The sequence below is a fragment of the Bradyrhizobium daqingense genome (assembly GCF_021044685.1).
In the GTDB taxonomy this organism is placed as follows: Bacteria; Pseudomonadota; Alphaproteobacteria; order Rhizobiales; family Xanthobacteraceae; genus Bradyrhizobium; species Bradyrhizobium daqingense.
Genome location: NZ_CP088014.1, coordinates 3334396 through 3352631 on the forward strand (window position 1 = coordinate 3334396; position 18236 = coordinate 3352631).

16 protein-coding genes are annotated in these 18236 nt (G+C 64.0%); 9 read left to right on the forward strand and 7 right to left on the reverse strand.

Translation table 11 applies throughout. The annotated features are described in order from the left end of the window. Positions 1-142: 142 nt before the first annotated feature. The 3 genes from ribB (at position 143) to LPJ38_RS15945 (ending at position 3603) form a co-directional block, all read left to right on the forward strand. Positions 143-1219 (forward strand): 3,4-dihydroxy-2-butanone-4-phosphate synthase, encoded by a 1077-nt coding sequence (gene ribB, locus LPJ38_RS15935; protein ID WP_145642616.1) that lies wholly within the window; start codon positions 143-145, stop codon positions 1217-1219. Between the two features lie 138 nt (positions 1220-1357). After that, complete coding sequence (locus LPJ38_RS15940) at positions 1358-2572, forward strand: acyl-CoA dehydrogenase (protein ID WP_145642618.1); 1215 nt, start codon at positions 1358-1360, stop codon at positions 2570-2572. Positions 2573-2685: 113 nt separating this feature from the next. Next, a complete protein-coding gene (locus LPJ38_RS15945; protein ID WP_145642620.1) occupies positions 2686-3603 on the forward strand; it encodes an MBL fold metallo-hydrolase in 918 nt (305 codons plus the stop codon). Between the two features lie 61 nt (positions 3604-3664). On the opposite strand, the gene LPJ38_RS15950 is transcribed toward LPJ38_RS15945, so the two are convergent. Together LPJ38_RS15950 and LPJ38_RS15955 are read right to left on the reverse strand one after the other, a co-directional pair. Next, positions 3665-4519 (reverse strand): DUF1499 domain-containing protein, encoded by an 855-nt coding sequence (locus tag LPJ38_RS15950; protein WP_145642622.1) that lies wholly within the window; start codon positions 4517-4519, stop codon positions 3665-3667. Positions 4520-4736: 217 nt separating this feature from the next. Then, positions 4737-6365: a fatty-acid--CoA ligase gene (locus LPJ38_RS15955; protein WP_145642624.1), complete on the reverse strand. Its 1629-nt coding sequence runs from the start codon at positions 6363-6365 to the stop codon at positions 4737-4739. A 65-nt stretch (positions 6366-6430) separates the two neighbouring features. On the opposite strand from LPJ38_RS15955, the gene LPJ38_RS15960 reads away from it, so the two are divergent. Beyond that, positions 6431-7522 carry an extensin family protein gene (locus LPJ38_RS15960; RefSeq protein WP_145642626.1) on the forward strand — a complete coding sequence of 364 codons (1092 nt, stop codon included), beginning with the start codon at positions 6431-6433 and terminating at the stop codon, positions 7520-7522. A gap of 36 nt (positions 7523-7558) precedes the next feature. Here the strand turns inward: LPJ38_RS15960 and LPJ38_RS15965 are convergent, their stop codons facing one another. Continuing rightward, positions 7559-8248 carry a L,D-transpeptidase gene (locus LPJ38_RS15965; protein WP_145642628.1) on the reverse strand — a complete coding sequence of 230 codons (690 nt, stop codon included), beginning with the start codon at positions 8246-8248 and terminating at the stop codon, positions 7559-7561. A 335-nt stretch (positions 8249-8583) separates the two neighbouring features. Here LPJ38_RS15965 and LPJ38_RS15970 point away from each other — a divergent pair, with 335 nt between their 5' ends. After that, entirely contained in the window at positions 8584-9561 is a 978-nt protein-coding gene (locus LPJ38_RS15970; protein WP_008551347.1) for a magnesium transporter CorA family protein, read from the forward strand. A gap of 698 nt (positions 9562-10259) precedes the next feature. Here LPJ38_RS15970 and LPJ38_RS15975 read toward each other — a convergent pair. From LPJ38_RS15975 to LPJ38_RS15990, 4 genes are read right to left on the reverse strand one after another with little or no spacing between them, the layout of a single operon-like run. After that, entirely contained in the window at positions 10260-10889 is a 630-nt protein-coding gene (locus LPJ38_RS15975) for a hypothetical protein (protein ID WP_145642634.1), read from the reverse strand. 8 nt (positions 10890-10897) lie between these two features. After that, entirely contained in the window at positions 10898-13153 is a 2256-nt protein-coding gene (locus LPJ38_RS15980; protein ID WP_145642636.1) for a xanthine dehydrogenase family protein molybdopterin-binding subunit, read from the reverse strand. 1 nt (position 13154) lies between these two features. Next, positions 13155-13619 carry a (2Fe-2S)-binding protein gene (locus tag LPJ38_RS15985; RefSeq protein ID WP_145642638.1) on the reverse strand — a complete coding sequence of 155 codons (465 nt, stop codon included), beginning with the start codon at positions 13617-13619 and terminating at the stop codon, positions 13155-13157. A 43-nt stretch (positions 13620-13662) separates the two neighbouring features. Beyond that, positions 13663-14634 carry a helix-turn-helix domain-containing protein gene (locus LPJ38_RS15990; RefSeq protein ID WP_167520793.1) on the reverse strand — a complete coding sequence of 324 codons (972 nt, stop codon included), beginning with the start codon at positions 14632-14634 and terminating at the stop codon, positions 13663-13665. Positions 14635-14968: 334 nt separating this feature from the next. Here LPJ38_RS15990 and LPJ38_RS15995 point away from each other — a divergent pair, with 334 nt between their 5' ends. The 4 genes from LPJ38_RS15995 to LPJ38_RS16010 are packed head-to-tail and all read left to right on the forward strand — an operon-like array spanning position 14969 to position 18103. Further along, the gene (locus tag LPJ38_RS15995; RefSeq protein WP_145642640.1) at positions 14969-15724 is read left to right on the forward strand and encodes an alpha/beta fold hydrolase; all 756 of its coding nucleotides are present in this window, start codon (positions 14969-14971) and stop codon (positions 15722-15724) included. A gap of 52 nt (positions 15725-15776) precedes the next feature. Further along, complete coding sequence (locus LPJ38_RS16000; RefSeq protein ID WP_145642642.1) at positions 15777-16790, forward strand: aldo/keto reductase; 1014 nt, start codon at positions 15777-15779, stop codon at positions 16788-16790. 41 nt (positions 16791-16831) lie between these two features. Beyond that, positions 16832-17674 carry a VOC family protein gene (locus tag LPJ38_RS16005; protein WP_145642644.1) on the forward strand — a complete coding sequence of 281 codons (843 nt, stop codon included), beginning with the start codon at positions 16832-16834 and terminating at the stop codon, positions 17672-17674. 18 nt (positions 17675-17692) lie between these two features. After that, on the forward strand, positions 17693-18103 hold the full coding sequence (locus LPJ38_RS16010) for a putative quinol monooxygenase (RefSeq protein ID WP_145642646.1): 411 nt from the start codon (positions 17693-17695) through the stop codon (positions 18101-18103). Positions 18104-18236: the final 133 nt, after the last annotated feature.

The window sequence follows — 18236 nt, forward strand, 5'->3', positions numbered from 1 at the left end:
CCTGGTATCTTCGGTGCAAGGGTGGCCATCCCGGCAGGCTCGTCCGGCATGAGTGGTTGCGCTGGAAACACTAGCGCCCCGGCCCAAGTCCGGCTAAGGCGTCCGGCTAAGCCTCGCGGCCATCATCGATAGAGATTGGGAAATGCCCGATAGCGTTCAGGAAGTCTTGCAGGCCTTTGCCCGGGGCGAGCTCGTGGTCGTCACCGACGACGACGATCGTGAAGGCGAGGGCGATCTGATCGTCGCCGCCTCGCTCTGCACCGCCGAGAAGATGGCGTTCATCATCCGCCACACCTCCGGCATCGTCTGCGCGCCCGTGACCACCGAGGATGCGCGCCGCCTGCGGCTCGATCCGATGGTCGCCCACAACGATTCCGCGCACACCACCGCGTTCACGGTCTCGATCGACTACAAGCCCGACGGCGGCACCGGCATCTCCGCCGAGGAACGCGCCTCCTGTTGCCGCGCGCTGTCCAATCCCAATGTCGGCGCCAACGACTTCGCCCGGCCCGGCCACATCTTCCCGCTGATCGCCAAGGACGGCGGCGTGCTGCTGCGCTCCGGCCATACCGAGGCTGCCGTGGACCTCTGCAAGCTCTCGGGCCTGCCGCCGGTCGGCGTCATCAGCGAGCTCATGAACGACGATGGCAGCGTGATGAAGGGGGAGCAGGTCTCCCGCTTCGCCGCCGAGCACAAGCTCAAGCACGTCACCATCGCGGACATGATCGCTTACCGCCAGGCGCGCGAGAAGCTGATCGAGCGGGTCTCGACCTTCGTCACCGAGAGCCCGATCGGCCCCTTGCAGGGCTATGCCTATCGTTCGCCGTTCGATTCCATCGCTCATGTCGCGTTCGTCTATAACGGCGTCGGTGACGGCAAGAACGTGCTGACGCGCTTCCACAAGCCCAACATCGTCAAGGATACCTTTACCGGCCACAAGCGCATGGCGGCGGTGCTCGAGCACTTCAAGAAGTCCGGCCGTGGCGTATTGGTTTACTTGCGCGACGGCGCAGCCGGTGTCCCCGTGTCACCGCTGCCCGACGAGAGCGCGACCGAGGCGGACCGCAACCGGCAGTGGCGCGAGGTCGGTGTCGGCGCGCAGATCCTGCGCGATCTCGGCGTCACCTCGATCCGGCATCTCACCTCCTCGGTGCACGACTACAAGGGCCTGTCCGGCTTCGGCATCGAGATCGTCGCCAACGAGCAGCTGGAAAGCTAGCGCTGTCATCCCGGGCCGCACGACGCGCGGTCCGTACAGCACGCAGGTCCATCGATCTGCAACGCAATTGCACTTGTTGCCGCGGCGCTTTAATTTGTCGGTCAATTTATGACGGAACCAGACGCGAAAGGACGTTTCATGAGCGTGCGCCCTCAGGCCAAGGACAAGCCGGCTGCGGCTTCTTTCCAGTGGGACGATCCGTTCCTGCTCGACGAGCAGCTGACTGAAGACGAACGCATGGTGCGCGACACCGCCCGCGCCTATGCCCAGGACAAGCTGCTGCCGCGCGTCTCCAAGGCCTATCTCGAAGAGGAGACCGACCGCGAGATCTTCAACGAGATGGGTGAGCTCGGCCTGATCGGCATCACGTTGCCGGAGGAATATGGCTGCGCCAATGCGAGCTACGTCGCCTATGGTCTCGTTGCGCGCGAGATCGAGCGGGTCGATTCCGGCTACCGCTCGATGAATTCGGTGCAGTCCTCGCTGGTGATGTATCCGATCTACGCCTATGGCGACGAGAACCAGCGCAAGAAGTACCTGCCGAAGCTCGCCAGCGGCGAGTGGGTCGGCTGCTTCGGCCTGACCGAGCCCGATGCGGGCTCGGATCCGGCCGGGATGAAGACCCGCGCCGAGAAGGTGTCGGATGGCTATCGCCTCACCGGCAGCAAGATGTGGATCTCGAACGCGCCGATCGCCGACGTGTTCGTGGTGTGGGCCAAGTCGGCTGCGCACGACAACCAGATCCGCGGCTTCGTGCTGGAGAAGGGCATGAAAGGCCTCTCCGCGCCGAAGATCGGCGGCAAGCTCTCACTTCGCGCCTCCATTACCGGCGAGGTCGTGATGGACGGTGTCGTGGTTCCCGAGGATGCATTGCTGCCCAACGTCTCCGGCCTCAAGGGTCCGTTCGGCTGTCTCAACCGCGCCCGCTACGGCATCTCCTGGGGTGCGCTGGGCGCCGCCGAGGACTGCATGCATCGCGCCCGCCAGTACACGCTCGACCGCAAGCAGTTCGGCAAGCCACTCGCGGCGACCCAGCTGGTGCAGAAGAAACTCGCCGACATGGAGACCGAGATCGCGCTGGGCCTGCAGGGCAGCTTGCGCGTCGGCCGCCTGATGGACGAGGGCAAGTTCGCGCCCGAGATGATCTCGATCATGAAGCGCAACAATTGCGGCAAGGCGCTCGACATCGCCCGCACCGCCCGCGACATGCATGGCGGCAACGGCATCTCGATCGAGTACCACGTGATGCGCCACGTCCATAACCTCGAGACCGTCAACACCTACGAGGGCACCCACGACGTCCACGCCCTGATCCTGGGCCGCGCGATCACGGGCATTCAGGCGTTTTTCTGATCTAGTTCTCCGTCATTCCGGGGCGATGCGAAGCATCGAACCCGGAATCTCGAGATTCCGGGTCTGGCCCTGCGGGCCATCCCGGAATGACGTCAAAGAACAAAGAAGAAGCCATGTCCGACAACGACGACGTCCCGTTCAACCGCAACTTTCCGCTTGCCCCCGGAATCGTCGAGGAAGTCCGCCCCGGCGTGCGGCGCGTGCTCTGTAACAATCCGAGCCCGTTCACCTTCACCGGCACGGTCAGCTACATCGTCGGCACCGGCAATGTCGCGATCATCGATCCCGGCCCGGACCACGCGGCGCATGCGGCAGCGCTGCTCGATGCCGTGCGCGGCGAGACGGTGAGCCACATCTTCGTCACCCACACCCACCGCGACCATTCGCCGAACACGGCGCGGATCAAGCAGGCGACCGGCGCGCCCGTTTATGCCGAAGGCCCGCATCGCGCCTCGCGCCCGCGCTTCGAAAGCGAGAAGCACAATCCGGAATCCGGCTCTGATCGCGATTTCGTCCCCGACATCAGGATCGCCCACGGGGACGTCGTCGAAGGCGACGGCTGGCGACTCGAGGCGGTGGCGACCCCGGGTCACACCGCGAACCATCTCGCCTTCGCCTGGCCCGAGCGGAGGTTCAACTTCGTCGGCGATCACGTGATGGGCTGGTCGACCTCGATCGTCGCGCCGCCCGACGGCTCGATGATCGACTATATGGACTCGCTGGACCGCCTCGCCGCGCGTGAGGAAGATCTGTACTTCTCCGGCCATGGCCCCGAGATTCCGGACGGACCGCGCTTCGTGCGCTTCCTGATCCGGCATCGCAAGGCGCGCGAGGCTTCGATCCTGCATCGCCTCGGCAAGGGCGAGACTGATATCCCGACCATGGTGCGCGCGATCTATATCGGCATCGATCCCCGGCTGACGACGGCGGCCGGCTATTCCGTGCTGGCGCACCTCGAAGATCTGGTCGCCCGCGGCGTGGTGGCGACGGACGGCGATCCCGTGATCGGCGGGACGTATCGGATGGCCTAGGGGCGAATGGCGAATGGGGAGTAGCGAATAAGAGTGGCTTCCATTCGCTACTCGCCATTCGCTATTTCTTCACCGTCTTCGCCGGCGCCTTCGGTGGCGCCACCGGCGTCTTCTTCACCGGCTTCAGCGCATCGGCATCGGCGGCGGTGTTGAGGTCGTCGATGAATTTCTTGACGCGGGCGGCGTTGCTGCCGATGTCGCTCTCGAAATAGCGTGAGGCCGAGCGGATATCGACGCGGGAATCGTCGCCGTCGGGTACGACGCGGATCGAGACGTCCTCGCGGAAGCCCATGATCGGCGTGCGTGCTACCGCCTCGATGCGGCCGATCCGGCGCGGCGGCTGCGGGGCGCGCTCGTCGATGACGAGCCATTTGCGCTTGTTGACGAGCTGGCGCGCGATCGCATAGGCGCGGTCGACCGGGAGCTCCAGCTCGATCGGCTCGATGTCGGGATAGAACTGGCGCTGTTGCTCGGCCGAATAGAGGCCGGCATAGACCGCGGTGTTGGTGCCATCGCCGGTGCGGACGGGCGCCAGCGCGTCGAACCGCGGCGGGTCGATCGGATTGGTGGTGATGTCGTAGATCGCCGGCAGCTTGCGATATTGCAGGGCGAGATAGGCGGGATAGGCGAGGATCAATCCATCGATCAGGAAAGCGAGCAGGATGCGCCCCATACCGCGCGAGCCGTTCTGCCAGATCGCGGCAAAGCCGGCGAGCCCGAACAGGATCGACAGACCGGCGATCGCCAGGCCGCCGAAAAAGGTCATCAGCGCCGGCTTCATCTCGAGGAAGTCGAAGCGGACGATGATGATCGAGACCACCACCGCCACCACCGCGAACACGGCCAGATTGCGCGCCCAGTTCGCGAGGCTGGACACGGGCTCCGACTGGTAGGGAGCGGAAAACCTGCGGGCCATCGGGAAAAGCTCTGCCGGGGTTTTGGAGGCGGTGCCGGCCAATCCGGCGCGACTGGGCCGTTGAGACCACGGCCCGGGGGCAAATTCAAGAGTTCCGCAGGCGCTCTCGTCGTCATGGCCGGGCTTGTCCCGACCATCCACGCCCACCTTCTCTTTCTCCAGGCAGAACGTGGATGCCCGGGACAAGCCCGGGCATGACGCCTGCGACTGGTGGTCCTTAAGCCGCCGCGTTCGGGAAGCGGTAGTCCTTGAACTGGTCGCGCAGCGCCGTCTTCAGGATCTTGCCGGTGGCAGTGTGGGGAATGCCGTCGACGAAGGCGACGTCGTCGGGCATCCACCATTTGGCGATCTTGCCGTCCATGAACTTCAGGATGTCCTCGCGCGTGGCCTGCTGGCCCTGCTTGAGCTGCACGATCAGCAGCGGCCGCTCGTCCCATTTGGGGTGGAACACCCCGATCACGGCGGCTTCCGCCACGGCGGGATGGCCGACCGCGAGGTTCTCGAGGTCGATCGAGGAAATCCACTCGCCGCCGGACTTGATCACGTCCTTGGAGCGATCGGTGATCCGCATATAGCCGTCCTCGTCGATGGTCGAGACGTCGCCGGTGTCGAAGAAGCCGTCCTCGTCGAGGATGTTGGCATCGACCCGGTAATAGGCCTTGGCGACGGCTGGTCCCGCGACCTTGAGCCGCCCGAAGGTCTTGCCGTCCCAGGGCAGCTCCTTGCCGGCATCGTCGGTGATCTTCATCTCGACCGCGAACGGCGCATAGCCCTGCATCTGGAGCACGTCGAGCTTGGCATCGCCGGTTGCGTTCTGGAACGGCGGCTTCAGGGCCGCGACGCTGCCGATCGGGCTCATCTCGGTCATGCCCCAGGCGTGGCGGACGTTCGAGCCCATGTCGAGGAAGGCCTTGATCATCGAGCGCGGCATCGCCGAGCCGCCGCAGATCACCATCTTCAGGTCCGGCAGCTTCAGATTGTTCGCGGCCATGTGCTGGAGCAGCATCAGCCACACCGTAGGCACGCCCGCGGTATGCGTCACCTTCTCGGTCGAGAGCAGCTCGTAGACCGAGGCGCCGTCGAGCTTGGCGCCAGGCATCACCAGCTTGGTGCCCTGCGAGGGCGCCGAGAAGGCGATGCCCCAGCTGTTGGCGTGGAACAGCGGAACCACCGGCAGCATTGTCTCGGACGCGCTGGTGCCGAGCGCGTCGACATTATTGGCCATCAGCGCGTGCAGCACGTTGGAGCGATGCGAATAGAGCACACCCTTCGGATCGCCCGTCGTGCCCGACGTGTAGCACATCGCCGCTGCCGTGTTCTCGTCAAAGTCCTTCCATTTGAATTTGCCGTCAGCCTGCGCAATCCAGTCCTCGTAGGCGACCGCCTGCTTCAGCGTGGTCTCGGGCATGTGCGCCTTGTCGGTGAGCACGACGTAGCGTTCGACGCTTGGCAGCTTGTCGGCGATCTTCTCCAGGATCGGAATGAAGGTGAGATCGGTCACCACGATGCGGTCCTGCGCATGGTTGATGATCCAGGCGATCTGTTCGGGGAAAAGGCGGGGATTGACGGTATGGCAGATGGCGCCGATCCCCATGATGCCGTACCACACCTCGAGATGGCGCCAGGTGTTCCAGGCAATCGTCGCGACACGGTCGCCGAGCTTGATGCCGTCGCGCTCCAGCATCTGCGAGACCTTGAGCGCGCGCTTGTGGATCTCGGCGTAGTTGGTGCGGTGGATCGGTCCCTCGACCGAGCGCGTGACCACCTCCTGCTTGCCATGAATCCTTGCGGCATGTTCGATGATCCGGTGGCAGAGCAGGGGCCAATCTTGCATCAAACCGAGCATTCTCACGTTCCTCCGAGAAGTCGCTGGGCGCGTTGTCGCTCTCAGCGTTGGGCCAAAGAATTGTCATGAGTTTTAGCCTGCCGGACTTTCGCCGCAAATGGTCTTGTCGCGGCTATATGTCCACTGGGGCGGCAATGGTTACCGCTGCGGCGGGGCTGTTGCTGCTCGCGGAAACGGTCGAGGCGCGGAAATATCCCGCGCCGCTCGATATCTTCAATTTTGGAACACCAAAGCCGCGCGCTGCCGTTCGCGCCGCCAAAATTCCCCTTCCCAAGCCGCGCCCCGAGGAGGCCCCCAAGGCAACCTCGAAGGCATCGGAGGAGAGCCCGCCACAGGCCACCGGCAAGCCGGCTCTCGACAAGCCGAGCGCGGACAAGCCCGCCGAGGCGGCGCCGCCGCCCGAGAAGCAGGCCTCGGCCTGCCGGCTGGCGCTGACCGAGGAGATCGCGATCGCGCCGTCCATTCCCGATATCCGCGGCCCCGGCGCCTGCGGCGGCGAGGATCTGGTGCGGCTGGAGGCCGTCGTGCTGCCGGACAAGCGCAAGGTGGCGGTCAAGCCGGCGGCCATCCTCCGCTGCACCATGGCGTCCGCGCTTGCCGATTGGGTGCGCAAGGACATGGCGCCGCTGGCGACCAGCCTCGGCTCCGCGGTGAGCGAGCTCGACAATTTCGACAGCTTCGAGTGCCGCGGCCGCAACCGCGTCGCCGGCGCGATGCTGTCCGAGCACGGCAAGGCCAATGCGATCGACGTCCGCGCCATCAAGCTCGCCAACGGGCAGTCGATCGGCCTCACCGACCGGACCATGTCGCGCGAGGTGCGCGAGCGCGTGCTGCATTCGGTGTGCGCACGCTTCTCCACCGTGCTCGGTCCGGGCTCGGACTGGTACCACGAGGACCACATCCATCTCGATCTCGCGCAACGGCGCAGCGGCTACCGGATCTGCCAGTGGAACGTGTGGGATCCCCTGCCGCAGGTCGCTCCCCTGCTGCCGGCGGAACGGCCTGAAGAGGCGCCGCCGCGCGAGGTCGCGGCCAAGCCGGAGACCAAGGAGGGTGCCGAGGACGAGACGGCGGAGAAATCCTCTCCGTCCAAGGACAAGTCGGAGCCGGAGAAGAAGGCTCAACCATCCAAGCGGGGAACAAAAAAGCGCCGGTAGAACCGGCGCTTTTGACTGTCTGAGATCAGGAGGCGATCAGTAGCTGGCCGATTGCCCGGTTTGGCTGCTGCCGAGCGCGAGTCGCGAGTTGTACGGCGAGTCGCCGTGCTTGGGCTCGAGCACCACGACGAGGGTGCCGACCTTGACGCGATCATAGAGATCGATCGCGTCCTCGTTGGTCAGGCGAATGCAGCCCGACGAGATCGAGGCGCCGATATATTCCGGCTGGTTGGTGCCGTGGATGCGGAACAGCGTGTCCTTGCCCCCCGAATGGAGGTACAGCGCGCGGGAGCCCATCGGATTGTCCGGGCCGGGGGCGACATAGGTCGGCACGCCAAGGCGAGAAATTTCGCTGGGGGTGGGGTGCCAGGCCGGCCACTCGGTCTTGCTGGCCACCTTGGCGATGCCCGACCAGGCCATGGCCTCTTCACCGACGGTGATGCCGTAGCGGATCGCCTTGCCGCCATCCAGCACGTAATAGAGATAGTGGTTGTCGGAATCGACCACGATCGAGCCCGGCGATTCCTTGCGGTGGTACTGGACGATGGCGCGGCGGAACGGCTCTGCGACCGCAGTATTCTCGTACTTGACCTTGGCGAGGAGTTCCTTGTCCTTCGGCTTGAACGCCTTGGCGTCGGTCGCCTCGTAACGCGTGGTGGCCTGCATGCAGCCCGACAGCATCAGGCCGGCGGCCAGAATCCCAAAAATAACTTTCAGCGACGACATGGTTTGGTTCCAATCAAAACAATACCGTGCGAAGGCATGAGCTTACCTCCCAAGTTCCTCGACTCCGTTGATCCCATTATCGTTGAAATCTGCCACAATTCCAGCACTGAAGGCCGTATCCCGCACTGCGAGGCCCAACCTGTGGCTTTTCTGCCGCAAATTTGGCGGTCGGAGCCAGTTTTCGGATTGCCACAGCCGCAAACTGTCGATTCCGTGCCACAGTTGAGCCTTGCCCCCACCCAAAATACCAACGCTTCGTTAATGCTGTTGTCATCGTGAACTTGTCAGAATCGCGCTAAGGGCTGTCGTTCTGTCGCAGGATCTCTGGAGTCGTCATGTTTTCGGTATTCGTTCCCTCCGAGTCCTCGCTCAAGAAGGCCGTCATCGAGGATCTCTCCACCCTGCCGGAGAACGCTGTCTGGATCGACCTCGTCAATCCCAGTGCGGCCGAGGACAAGGCGGTGGAGCGGCTGGCGGGCATCGCCATTCCGACACGGGAAGACATGCAGGAGATCGAGATCTCCAGCCGCCTCTACATCGAGAACGGCGCGCGCTACATGACCGCGACGCTGATGTGCCATTCCGATACCGACATGCCCAGGACCACGGCGGTGACCTTCATCCTCGGCGACCACCGCCTGGTGACGGTGCGCTACGATCTGCCCAAGCCGTTCGCCCTGGTGGAAGCCAAGCTCGCCCGCTCCTGCACGCCGGCGATCACCGGCGAGATGGTGCTGATGGAGCTCCTGGACGCCGTGATCGACCGCTGCGCCGACATCCTGGAGCGCTGCGGTTCCGAGATCGACCAGGTCAGCCACGACATCTTCGAGCCCGAGAGCGAGCGCCACGGCCACGCCAAGCAATATTCCCAGATCCTGATCTCGATCGGCCGCAAGGGCGACCTGACCTCGAAGGTTCGCGAGAGCCTGGTCTCGATCGGCCGCGTCGTCACCTTCCTGTCCGCGGTGGTCGAGGGCGTGAAATGGTCCAAGGACATGCGCGAGCAGCTCAAGACCATGCAGCGCGACGTGGCCTCGCTGACCGACCACGCCTCCTATCTCTCCAGCAAGATCACCTTCGTGCTCGACGCCATGCTCGGCGTCGTCAATCTCGAGCAGAACAACATCATCAAGCTGTTTTCGGTCATGGCCGTTGTCCTGATGCCGCCGACGCTGATCGCCTCGATCTACGGCATGAACTTCAAGGTGATGCCGGAGCTCGAATGGATCCACGGCTATCCGATGGCCCTGGTGATGATGCTGATCGCGGCGATCGTCCCGTACTGGATCTTCAAGTTCAAGAAGTGGCTGTGAATCCCGCCGCTCTCGGAAAATAGCTACCGAGACCTTACGCTGTTCGCAGAGACACGGTCGATCGTGTCGCAGAATAGAGCGGGATTGCGGCCGCGCGGTGATGCCTGCTCGCCGCCCCAATTCCTCCGGTAAAATTTGAGCGGTGGGCTGAACGTTTGCGCGAAACTTGTCTGCGATAAGCAGCGTGTTAGCCGCGAGGAACAACCATGGTTGAAAAACACATAACGACGCCCCGCAACGTCATCGATCTGGCGCACTACCGTCAGGCGGTGACGAGCGGCAAGGCGCCGTCGTTGTCGGCACGCATGTGCCGGCACTGTGGTGCTCCGCTGCTCGACGGCGAGAACGACGACGACTGCTCGACTGCGTTCAGCACGGCCGCTCCGCGGCCACGCGAGAGGTCGCGTCGGATTCGACTCGATTGAGGAACGGGGAGGAAGGCGGGCGATCCAGGTCCTGCGGCGGCGTTGTCTGGATCGCCTTGCTTCCGTCCTTCGCGACAAATCAGCCAAAGCTTCACGATCTGCGTCGTTGCTACGGTCAAGCTCTTGCGGATGCGGCATCAGCGTCAACCGGCGCGCCGCCGGCGACTTTCGCAGGGGTGAGGGAGGCCAGAAGGAATTCGGCTCCCGGGAGAGCACGGCATACGTTCTGAAATCGTGCCGGATGGCCCTGCGTGCCGCGCGTGCGAAGGTCGGTCAGTCCGGACAGGGTTGTCCGGCGGCGCCCCACCGCGCCATGTCCTTGACATGATCCTCGAACGTGCCCGGTGGCGTCGAGCGGCCGGCGCCCGGTGCCCAGCCGCGGGGGATGAAGCCGTTCAGCGACGCGTCGTGCCTGAGATGCTCGACGAGGCCTGCGGCGTCGCGGCCGCCATTCCGCTTGGAATCCTTCAGCTGCGTGCAGATCTCGGCGCCGCTCTTGCCGAACCAGATGAACGCCACGGGCGCGAGCTGCCAGTCGATGCCGGCACGCGGCGGCGCCGGCGCTGGCTCGTTCGCCTGGGTGGACGTCATGTGACAGGTCGCGCAGGGGATCGCCTCGGCGCCGATTCGACTCGCGCCGCCATGGATGTTCATGCCGTGCGGGCGCGGCTTGGTCTCGCCCGCCGGCGTCCAGATCGGGATCGCCTTGGCGTCGACGTGGCAGTTGGCGCAACGCGGATGGGTCACCACGGCTTCGATCCGCTTCCAGGCCTCGAGTCCTTCCGCGCGGCTGACGCTGCCCGGCAGCAAATCCTTGGCGGCCTCGTCTTTCGCCGCGACAAGTCCGGTCAGGGCCGCAATGGCCGAGGCCGCGAAGGCGGCCGTGATCAGAGATCTCTTCATGGCGCGCCTCACACGAAGTCGATGAACTTGTTGAACGGCATCTCGCGGATGCGCTTTCCGGTCGCCGCGAAGATCGCGTTCGCCAGCGCCGGCGCGGCCGGCGGAACGGGGGGCTCGCCGACGCCTCTCACCTTGGGATCGTTCTCGAGCCCGCGCACCTCGATGACCGGACACTGGTAGATCCGCATCGCCTCGTGATGATTGTAGTTGGTCTGCTGCGCCGCGCCCTTGGCGTAAGTGAGCTCGCAATTGATGGCGTGGCCGAGTCCCCAGACGACGCCGCCCTGCACCTGGTTCTCGAAATTGACGGGGTCGACGACCTTGCCGACATCGACCGCGACCCACACCTTGTCGATCCGGATGCCCGCATCCGTCATCGTGACCTCGACGACTTCGGCCGTCGGTGTCCCGAACGATTCCACGAAGGCGACGCCCCGACCCCTGCCGTTGCCGAGTGGACCCTTCCAGTTCGACATCTCCGCGACGGTTTCCAGCACCTTGCGGTAGTGCGGCACGTTGCACATCGCAATGCGCGCCTTCATCGGATCGAGACCCGCCGCATGGATCAGTTCGTCGATGAAGCTTTCGGTGAAGAAGCCCGACGTCGAGGCCCCGACCGAACGCCATGTGGTGCACGGGGAAAGTCCCTGCGCTTCGTAGCTCGTGCCCCGGAAATTGGGGATGTCGTAATAGACATTCCACAGACCGGCAGCCAGCTGCCCGTCGGGATCCTTCGTGGGGGTGCCGGAACGCTCGAGCAATCCCTTGAACGGGGCGGTCGATGCCACCTGCAGATCGGCGGCGATGATCCTGCCCTTGTCGATGCTGCCGCGGTGCCGGGCGATCGCGATCTGGCGCGGAATGTCCTGAAGGAAATCCTCCTCGCGCGAGAACACCAGTTTGATCGGCGTTCCCTTCATCTGGTTGGCAATCTCGGCAAGAACGCGGACGTTCTCGTACTCGAGACGGTGCCCGAAGCTTCCACCGGTCCACTGATTGTGGAACGTGACCTGCTCCGGCTTGAGGCCGATCGCGGCTGCTGCGATATCCTGCACGAAGCGGGGGCTCTGATGGCCGACCCAGATCTCGATCCCCTTGTCGGTGACGAGGCCGATCCCGTTGAGTGGTTCGAGCGGCTGATGCGCCACATAGGGCGCGCGATACTCCGCCTCGACGCGCGTCCCTGTCTTCAGCCCGCCTTCGATGTCGCCGATCTTCCGCCACTCCTTGCCCAGGAACTCGGGCTTGAACGAAGATTCCAGAACCTTCCAATGATCGGCTTGCTCGGCGGGATAGGCCGCAGGCGCCCACTCGCAGATGACGGCGTCGATCGCCTTCATGGCGTACCAGCTGTTCGTGGCGATCACCGCAACGCCGTTCTTGATTTCGAAGATCTGCTTGACCCCCGGCATCGCGCGCGCCTTGCCGGCGTCGTAGGACTTCAGCGGCTGGCCCTTGTTGGGGTTCAGCTTGACGGCGGCATAGAGCATGCCGTCCATTTTCATGTCGATGCCGAACTTCAGCTCGCCCATCACCTTCTCGCGAACGTCGAGCCGCATCATGGGCTTGCCGAGCATTCGCCATTTGGACGGGTCGCGCGGCTGTGCATCGAGCACCGGCGGAATTCTGGCGGCATCCGCCGCGAGTGCGACATAGGCGATCTTGGTTCCGTTGGGCAGGATCACGTGACCCGATTGGGTGCGGAGGTCGGCCAGTGCGACGCCCGAACGTTTGGCCGCGGCGGCCTTGAGGGTCTCGCGTGCGACCGCACCGGCGACGCGCAGTTTCTCGTAGGTGTCCGGGATCGTGCTCGATCCACCCGTCATTTGCAGGCCGGCCTTTCGCAGCCATTCGAGCATGGCAGCGCGGGCTTCCTCCGCAGCCTTGCTTTGGTCCGCAGCCACGAACGGCGCGAGCTCGTCGGCGAAACCCGTGTTGAAGTAGGCGGGGCTGGGTGCGGCAAACCGGACCTCGAACTGGCCGGGGTCGAGATCCATCTCTTCGGCGATCATGATCGGCTGCACCGATCCAACGCCCTGGCCGATGTCGGCGTGCTGTGCGATCAGCGTAATCTTGTCCGGGCTGATCTCGACCCAGGGATTGAAGGTCACGGAATTGGACCCGAGGCCGGCGGCCAACGGATTGTCGCCCGCAGTGGTCGAGGCCGCCTCGGCCTGGCCGTAGGCGCCGAATGCGATGCCGCCGGCGAAGGCGGCGGAGCCGAAGACGAAAGCCCGGCGTGAAATGCTCGGTAACGCGCCCATGTCACTTCTCCGCCATGCGCTTTGCGGCCGCCGCATGGATCGCAGCACGAATCCGCGGATAGGTGCCGCAGCGGCAGAGGTTGCCGGACATCACTTGGTTGATCTGCTTGTCCGTCGGCTTGGGGATCGACGTGAGAAGCGAGATCGCCTGCATGATCTGCCCGGTCTGGCAGTAGCCGCATTGCGGGACCTGATGCTCGATCCAGGCCTGGAGAACCGGATGCTGCTCCCTGTTGGGGAGGCCTTCGAGCGTGACGACCGACTTGCCCGCGATCTCGCCGATATGCGACTGACAGGACCGGACCGCCTTTCCGTCGATGTGGACGGTGCAGGCGCCACATTGCGCGACACCGCAGCCGTATTTGGCACTGGTGAGGCCGAGTTCGTCGCGCAGGACCCAGAGCAGGGGCATCTCGGGCACCACGTCGACCTGGCGCTTGATCCCGTTGACCGTGAGTTCGATCATGTCGATACGTCCCTTCGCGGATTGGCTTCGTCACAGCATTCATTCATGGGCGCGGCGCAGTATTTCCGAATCCTGCGGGATCATGCGCAATCCCTGCGCAATGCTCGATCGGTGCAGCCTTGATGTCGGCCTGGCCGCAGCAAAGCTCCCGATACTGGCCCGGTGTGAGACTCGTGGCCTTGCGGAACACGCGCGTGAAATTGGCTTGCGACCCGAAGCCGAATTCCAGCGCGATCTCGACCAGGGACATGCGGCTACGTGCCAGCTCATGCCGTGCAGCCTGGACGCGACGATCCGTTACATAACGATGCGGTGACAGTCCGGTCGCCTCGCGAAACAATCGGGAAAAATGGAACGGGCTGAGGCAAGCCTCGGCCGCGAGCTCCTCGAGCCTGATATCCACGCCGAGGGAAGTCTCGATGAAATCGAGGACACGCTGAAGCCTTCGCTGATCCAGCGATGGCGACTTTTCGGGCGGACGCCAACGGTCGATCGTGTAGTGCCCGAGAAGATGTGCCGCGAGCGCGACTTGGATGCCCTCGACGAACAGGGCATCGGTCGGCAGGCGAGGACGATGCAGCAGGTCACGCAGCGGCGAGCAGATGTGAAAGAGAACCTGATCCGCAAGGCCATGGGCATAGGCGATCTCGATCTTGGCTGGATCGATATCGAAGTCGGCGAGGGCGCTTTGGTCCAGCAGCGCCGGCGGAAGATAGAGATGAAGACATTCCATCTGGTCCGAAAGCTCGAGATGGCTCTCCTGCGTTCCCACGGGGACGAGGTAGCTCATGCCCGGACGCGCAAGACTCTTCTGGACTTCGCCATTGCCGGCCCGGCAGACCATCCCGCCGCCTGACAGCAACATGACGATCTCGGTGCAGATGGGGACGGGCGTTGCCTGCCGTCCTGCCTCGAACTTGCGATGCTCGATGCTGAGTGAGTGCCAGTTGCTGGTCTCGGCGAGCTTCTCGCTGTTCTGGTACTTCCGATCTCCATGGGTGACGAGCGCCATCATGACCTCCGCTTGTGTTGCGGCGAATCCCGGCCCCGTATCGCGTACGAGCGAGCATTCCATCCGGTGGTGAGTTGCAGCCCCGGCCGTTCCACGTCGATGGGAATTTCTCACAAGCGGCGAGAGCGAAGTCCAGAGGCGGCACGGTTAAAAGAGGTAAAAGGCAAGCACGCAAAGGCTTGGCGACGTGCTGGTTCAACGTCAAAAGCGGATCTCGTGGCCGGATCAGCAAGATGCGTCCGTCATCGCGCAGGAATCGGAAATACCGCAATGCTGGCTCGAGCGCATCATGGCTCATCGAACGGCAATGCCGCCGTATCGAGGATCGGAGCCCGATATGAAGACGCTAATCTCCACGCTTGCCGCTGTGACGATCGCAACGGCCGCCCCCGCAATCGCGGCCGAGAGGCCCGTGTCCATCGTCCTCGTCCATGGCGCCTTCGTCGACGGATCGGGCTGGAAGGACACCTACGACATCCTCTCGAAGGCCGGCTATGAAGTGCTCGTCGTCCAGCAGCCGACGATCTCGCTACGAGACGATGTCGCGGAGACCGAACGCGTAATCGCCAAGGCGCGGCATCCGGTGATTCTCGTCGGGCACTCCTATGGTGGAATGGTCATCACCGAGGCCGGCGACAATCCGAAGGTTCGCAGCCTGGTCTATCTCGCGGCATATGCTCCCGATGTCGGGGAGTCGGTCAGCACGCTGTCGGAAGCACCCGTGCCGCCCGGCGAGCACAAGGGTCCGTTGGTCACTGAAGGCAATTTTCTCTTCGTCGATCGCGATAAATTCCCGACCTCCTTCGCCGCCGGTGTCGACCCGGCCACGACCCGCTTCATGGCCGCGGCGCAATTGCCGTTTGGATTGCAGGCGGTGCAGACCAAGGTCGAACGCGTGGCCTGGAAGACGAAGCCGACCTATTACATGGTGACGATGGAGGATCACATTATCCCTCCAAGCTTACTGCGCACCATGGCCAAGCGCTCGGGCGCGAAGGTGACGGAGATCAAAAGCAGCCACGCGGTGATGCTGGCGCATCCGCGCGAAGTCGCGGCGTTCATCAGAAGCGCAGATACCTCCGCGGCCGACTGAGGTTCGGCCGCACCGCAGAGGGTTTCGGATGCCGCACACAAGGACTCGCAACATGGGCCTCAAGGATATCCTGCCGGGAAGCCTCGGCTTCGGCGCGGCGCCGCTCGGCAACATGTTTCGCGACATTCCGGAGCATGAGGCGCTCGCAACGGTGAATGCGGCCTGGGACGACGGCATCCGCTATTTCGACAATGCGCCGTTCTACGGCGCAGGACTGGCGGAGATCCGCATGGGCGCAGCGCTCGCCGCAAGACCCCGCGAAGATTACGTGATCAGCACCAAGGTCGGCCGCCTGATCCTGGATGAAATCGAGGATGTCGGCGCCCGTGATCTCGGCGAGAAGGGCAGTGTCTTCAGACACGGTCGCCCGAACAAGATCGTGAACGATTATTCGGCCGATGCGACATTGCGATCGATCGACGACAGCCTAAAGCGGCTGGGCACCGACCATATCGACATCGCCTTCGTGCACGACGTCGCGCAAGACTTCTACGGTGACGAATGGCTGGCGGTGTTCGAGAGCGCGCGCAAGGGTGCGTTCAGGGCGCTCGACCGGCTGCGCGACGAGGGCGTCGTCAAGGCGTGGGGGTTAGGCGTCAACCGCGTCGAGCCCATCGAGCTGCTGCTCGCGCTCGAAGGTCCGCGCCCGGACGGCTTCCTGCTCGCAGGCCGTTACACGCTGCTCGACCATGCCCGCGCGCTTCAGCGGGTGATGCCGATGGTTGCCGAGCACGAGCTCGCGATCGTCGTCGGCGGTCCCTACAGCTCGGGCGCGCTGGTCGGCGGCCCGAATTTCGAATACGCGCCGGCGCCGCCGGAGATCCTCGACAAGGTGACGCGGATCAAGGCGATCGCCGACAGGTACGGCATCAGCATGAAAGCTGCGGGGCTCCAGTTCGCGCTCGCCAACCCCGTGGTTGCAGCCGTCATTCCGGGTGCGAGCCGTCCAGGCCGGATCGCCGAGGATCGTGCTGCGCTCGCGAAATCCATCCCCGTCGATTTCTGGCGCGAGCTCCGTTCCGCAGGTCTCGTCAACCCGGCAGCTCCGCTTCCCGCGGCTGCCTGAGCCATGCACGCATAACCAATCGAAACGACGAGGAGAGCGACATGACCGATGAAACACACAATGCCATCGAAATAGGCCGCCGCGCCGTGCTGCAGACGGCCGGTGCGGCCGTGGTCGCTGGTCTGGTCGTCGGCTCCGCGTCCGACGCCGCGGCACAGGGCGCGGATGCGATGCCGGCCACCGCGCGCAACGAGGCGCCACTGGGGGCTCGGCTGCAGGGCGTGCAGCATTTCGGGTTGACGGTCCAGAACATGGAGCGCGCCTATCAGTTCTACACCGAGGTGCTGGGCGGTACCGAAGTCTTCCGGCATGGCGACTTCCAGGGCGATGGCGTGCAGAACACGCTGCTGGCCGACCAGGAAATCGAGGCCAACGCGCGCGGGGTCAATCCGCGGACCATCGGCGTTCCCGATCTGCGCAGCGGGGCGCAACGGCTCGATGTCCGTTTCATCCAGTTCGACAACATGGTGCTTGAACTCCTGCAATATCGCGAGGCCGATCAGCCCATGGGCAGCTCCAAGAGCTTTGCCGAGCCGCTGGAGCACATGAGCCCGGCCTTTCCGCGCATGATGCACATCTGCTTCTATGTTCGCGACGATGTCGACTTCAACAAATTCATCGCCGATCTCGAAGCCGAATCCGCGCGTCGTGGCATGACGCAGGTGAGGGCGAACCGCACGGTCAGAGTGATGACGGAAGCGGACCGCAAGGCCGCTCCCCGCAGCGCCAATACAAACCGGGTGAGTGAGGCTCCCTCCGACGGCTGGGAGCTGATCTATTGCAAGGGGCCGGAAGGCGAGCAGCTGGAGTTCGTGAAGGCGCTTGGCCCGGTCAAGAAGCGCTTCAGCGAGGCTCTCGCCAAGCGTCAGGCGATCGTGCGCTGATCAACGAAGGAGCCCATCATGCAAACCCTTGGCCGCAAGTCGCTCGCCGCGATGCTGTTCCTCGTGTTGCCGTCGCTGGCCCCTGCCCAAGAAGCGCAACATGTCCGCTATCAGGACATTCGCGAAGGCGCCTATTCGATCGTTGCCCAGGTGCGAGCCAAGCCCGGAAAGGAAGACGCGTTGCGGGCCGTCACCCTGCCGCTGATCGAGCTGGTTCGCGGCGATCCCAAGAACCTCGTCTATTTCCTCCAGGAAGATCGAACCAAGCCCGGTCATTTCATCTTCTACGAGGTCTTCGCCAGCCAAGCCGATTTCGATGCGCACAATGCCATGCCCTATGTCAAAGCGTGGTTCGCCAAGTTACCGGAGCTGGCCGAGGGCGGCGTCGAAGTCCTGCGGATGACGATCCTCGAGGTGCCTAAAAAATAGCCCTGCGACGAAATGCTCGCCGCGATCGTGCTAATTCAAAAGCGTTCCATTCAAGAATATTGCAGTGCATGATAATTCCAGACGATCTTCGGATCGATTGGCAATGATCAATGCAGGCGGCCACGGCAATATC

What these genes read in the sequence shown, in the direction of transcription:
- ribB (WP_145642616.1), top strand. Translation starts at nt 143, where the DNA reads ATGCCCGATAGCGTTCAGGAAGTCTTGCAGGCCTTTGCCCGGGGCGAG.
- LPJ38_RS15940 (WP_145642618.1), top strand. Translation starts at nt 1,358, where the DNA reads ATGAGCGTGCGCCCTCAGGCCAAGGACAAGCCGGCTGCGGCTTCTTTC.
- LPJ38_RS15945 (WP_145642620.1), top strand. Translation starts at nt 2,686, where the DNA reads ATGTCCGACAACGACGACGTCCCGTTCAACCGCAACTTTCCGCTTGCC.
- LPJ38_RS15950 (WP_145642622.1), bottom strand. Translation starts at nt 4,519, where the DNA reads ATGGCCCGCAGGTTTTCCGCTCCCTACCAGTCGGAGCCCGTGTCCAGC.
- LPJ38_RS15955 (WP_145642624.1), bottom strand. Translation starts at nt 6,365, where the DNA reads ATGCTCGGTTTGATGCAAGATTGGCCCCTGCTCTGCCACCGGATCATC.
- LPJ38_RS15960 (WP_145642626.1), top strand. Translation starts at nt 6,431, where the DNA reads ATGAGTTTTAGCCTGCCGGACTTTCGCCGCAAATGGTCTTGTCGCGGC.
- LPJ38_RS15965 (WP_145642628.1), bottom strand. Translation starts at nt 8,248, where the DNA reads ATGTCGTCGCTGAAAGTTATTTTTGGGATTCTGGCCGCCGGCCTGATG.
- LPJ38_RS15970 (WP_008551347.1), top strand. Translation starts at nt 8,584, where the DNA reads ATGTTTTCGGTATTCGTTCCCTCCGAGTCCTCGCTCAAGAAGGCCGTC.
- LPJ38_RS15975 (WP_145642634.1), bottom strand. Translation starts at nt 10,889, where the DNA reads ATGAAGAGATCTCTGATCACGGCCGCCTTCGCGGCCTCGGCCATTGCG.
- LPJ38_RS15980 (WP_145642636.1), bottom strand. Translation starts at nt 13,153, where the DNA reads ATGGGCGCGTTACCGAGCATTTCACGCCGGGCTTTCGTCTTCGGCTCC.
- LPJ38_RS15985 (WP_145642638.1), bottom strand. Translation starts at nt 13,619, where the DNA reads ATGATCGAACTCACGGTCAACGGGATCAAGCGCCAGGTCGACGTGGTG.
- LPJ38_RS15990 (WP_167520793.1), bottom strand. Translation starts at nt 14,634, where the DNA reads ATGATGGCGCTCGTCACCCATGGAGATCGGAAGTACCAGAACAGCGAG.
- LPJ38_RS15995 (WP_145642640.1), top strand. Translation starts at nt 14,969, where the DNA reads ATGAAGACGCTAATCTCCACGCTTGCCGCTGTGACGATCGCAACGGCC.
- LPJ38_RS16000 (WP_145642642.1), top strand. Translation starts at nt 15,777, where the DNA reads ATGGGCCTCAAGGATATCCTGCCGGGAAGCCTCGGCTTCGGCGCGGCG.
- LPJ38_RS16005 (WP_145642644.1), top strand. Translation starts at nt 16,832, where the DNA reads ATGACCGATGAAACACACAATGCCATCGAAATAGGCCGCCGCGCCGTG.
- LPJ38_RS16010 (WP_145642646.1), top strand. Translation starts at nt 17,693, where the DNA reads ATGCAAACCCTTGGCCGCAAGTCGCTCGCCGCGATGCTGTTCCTCGTG.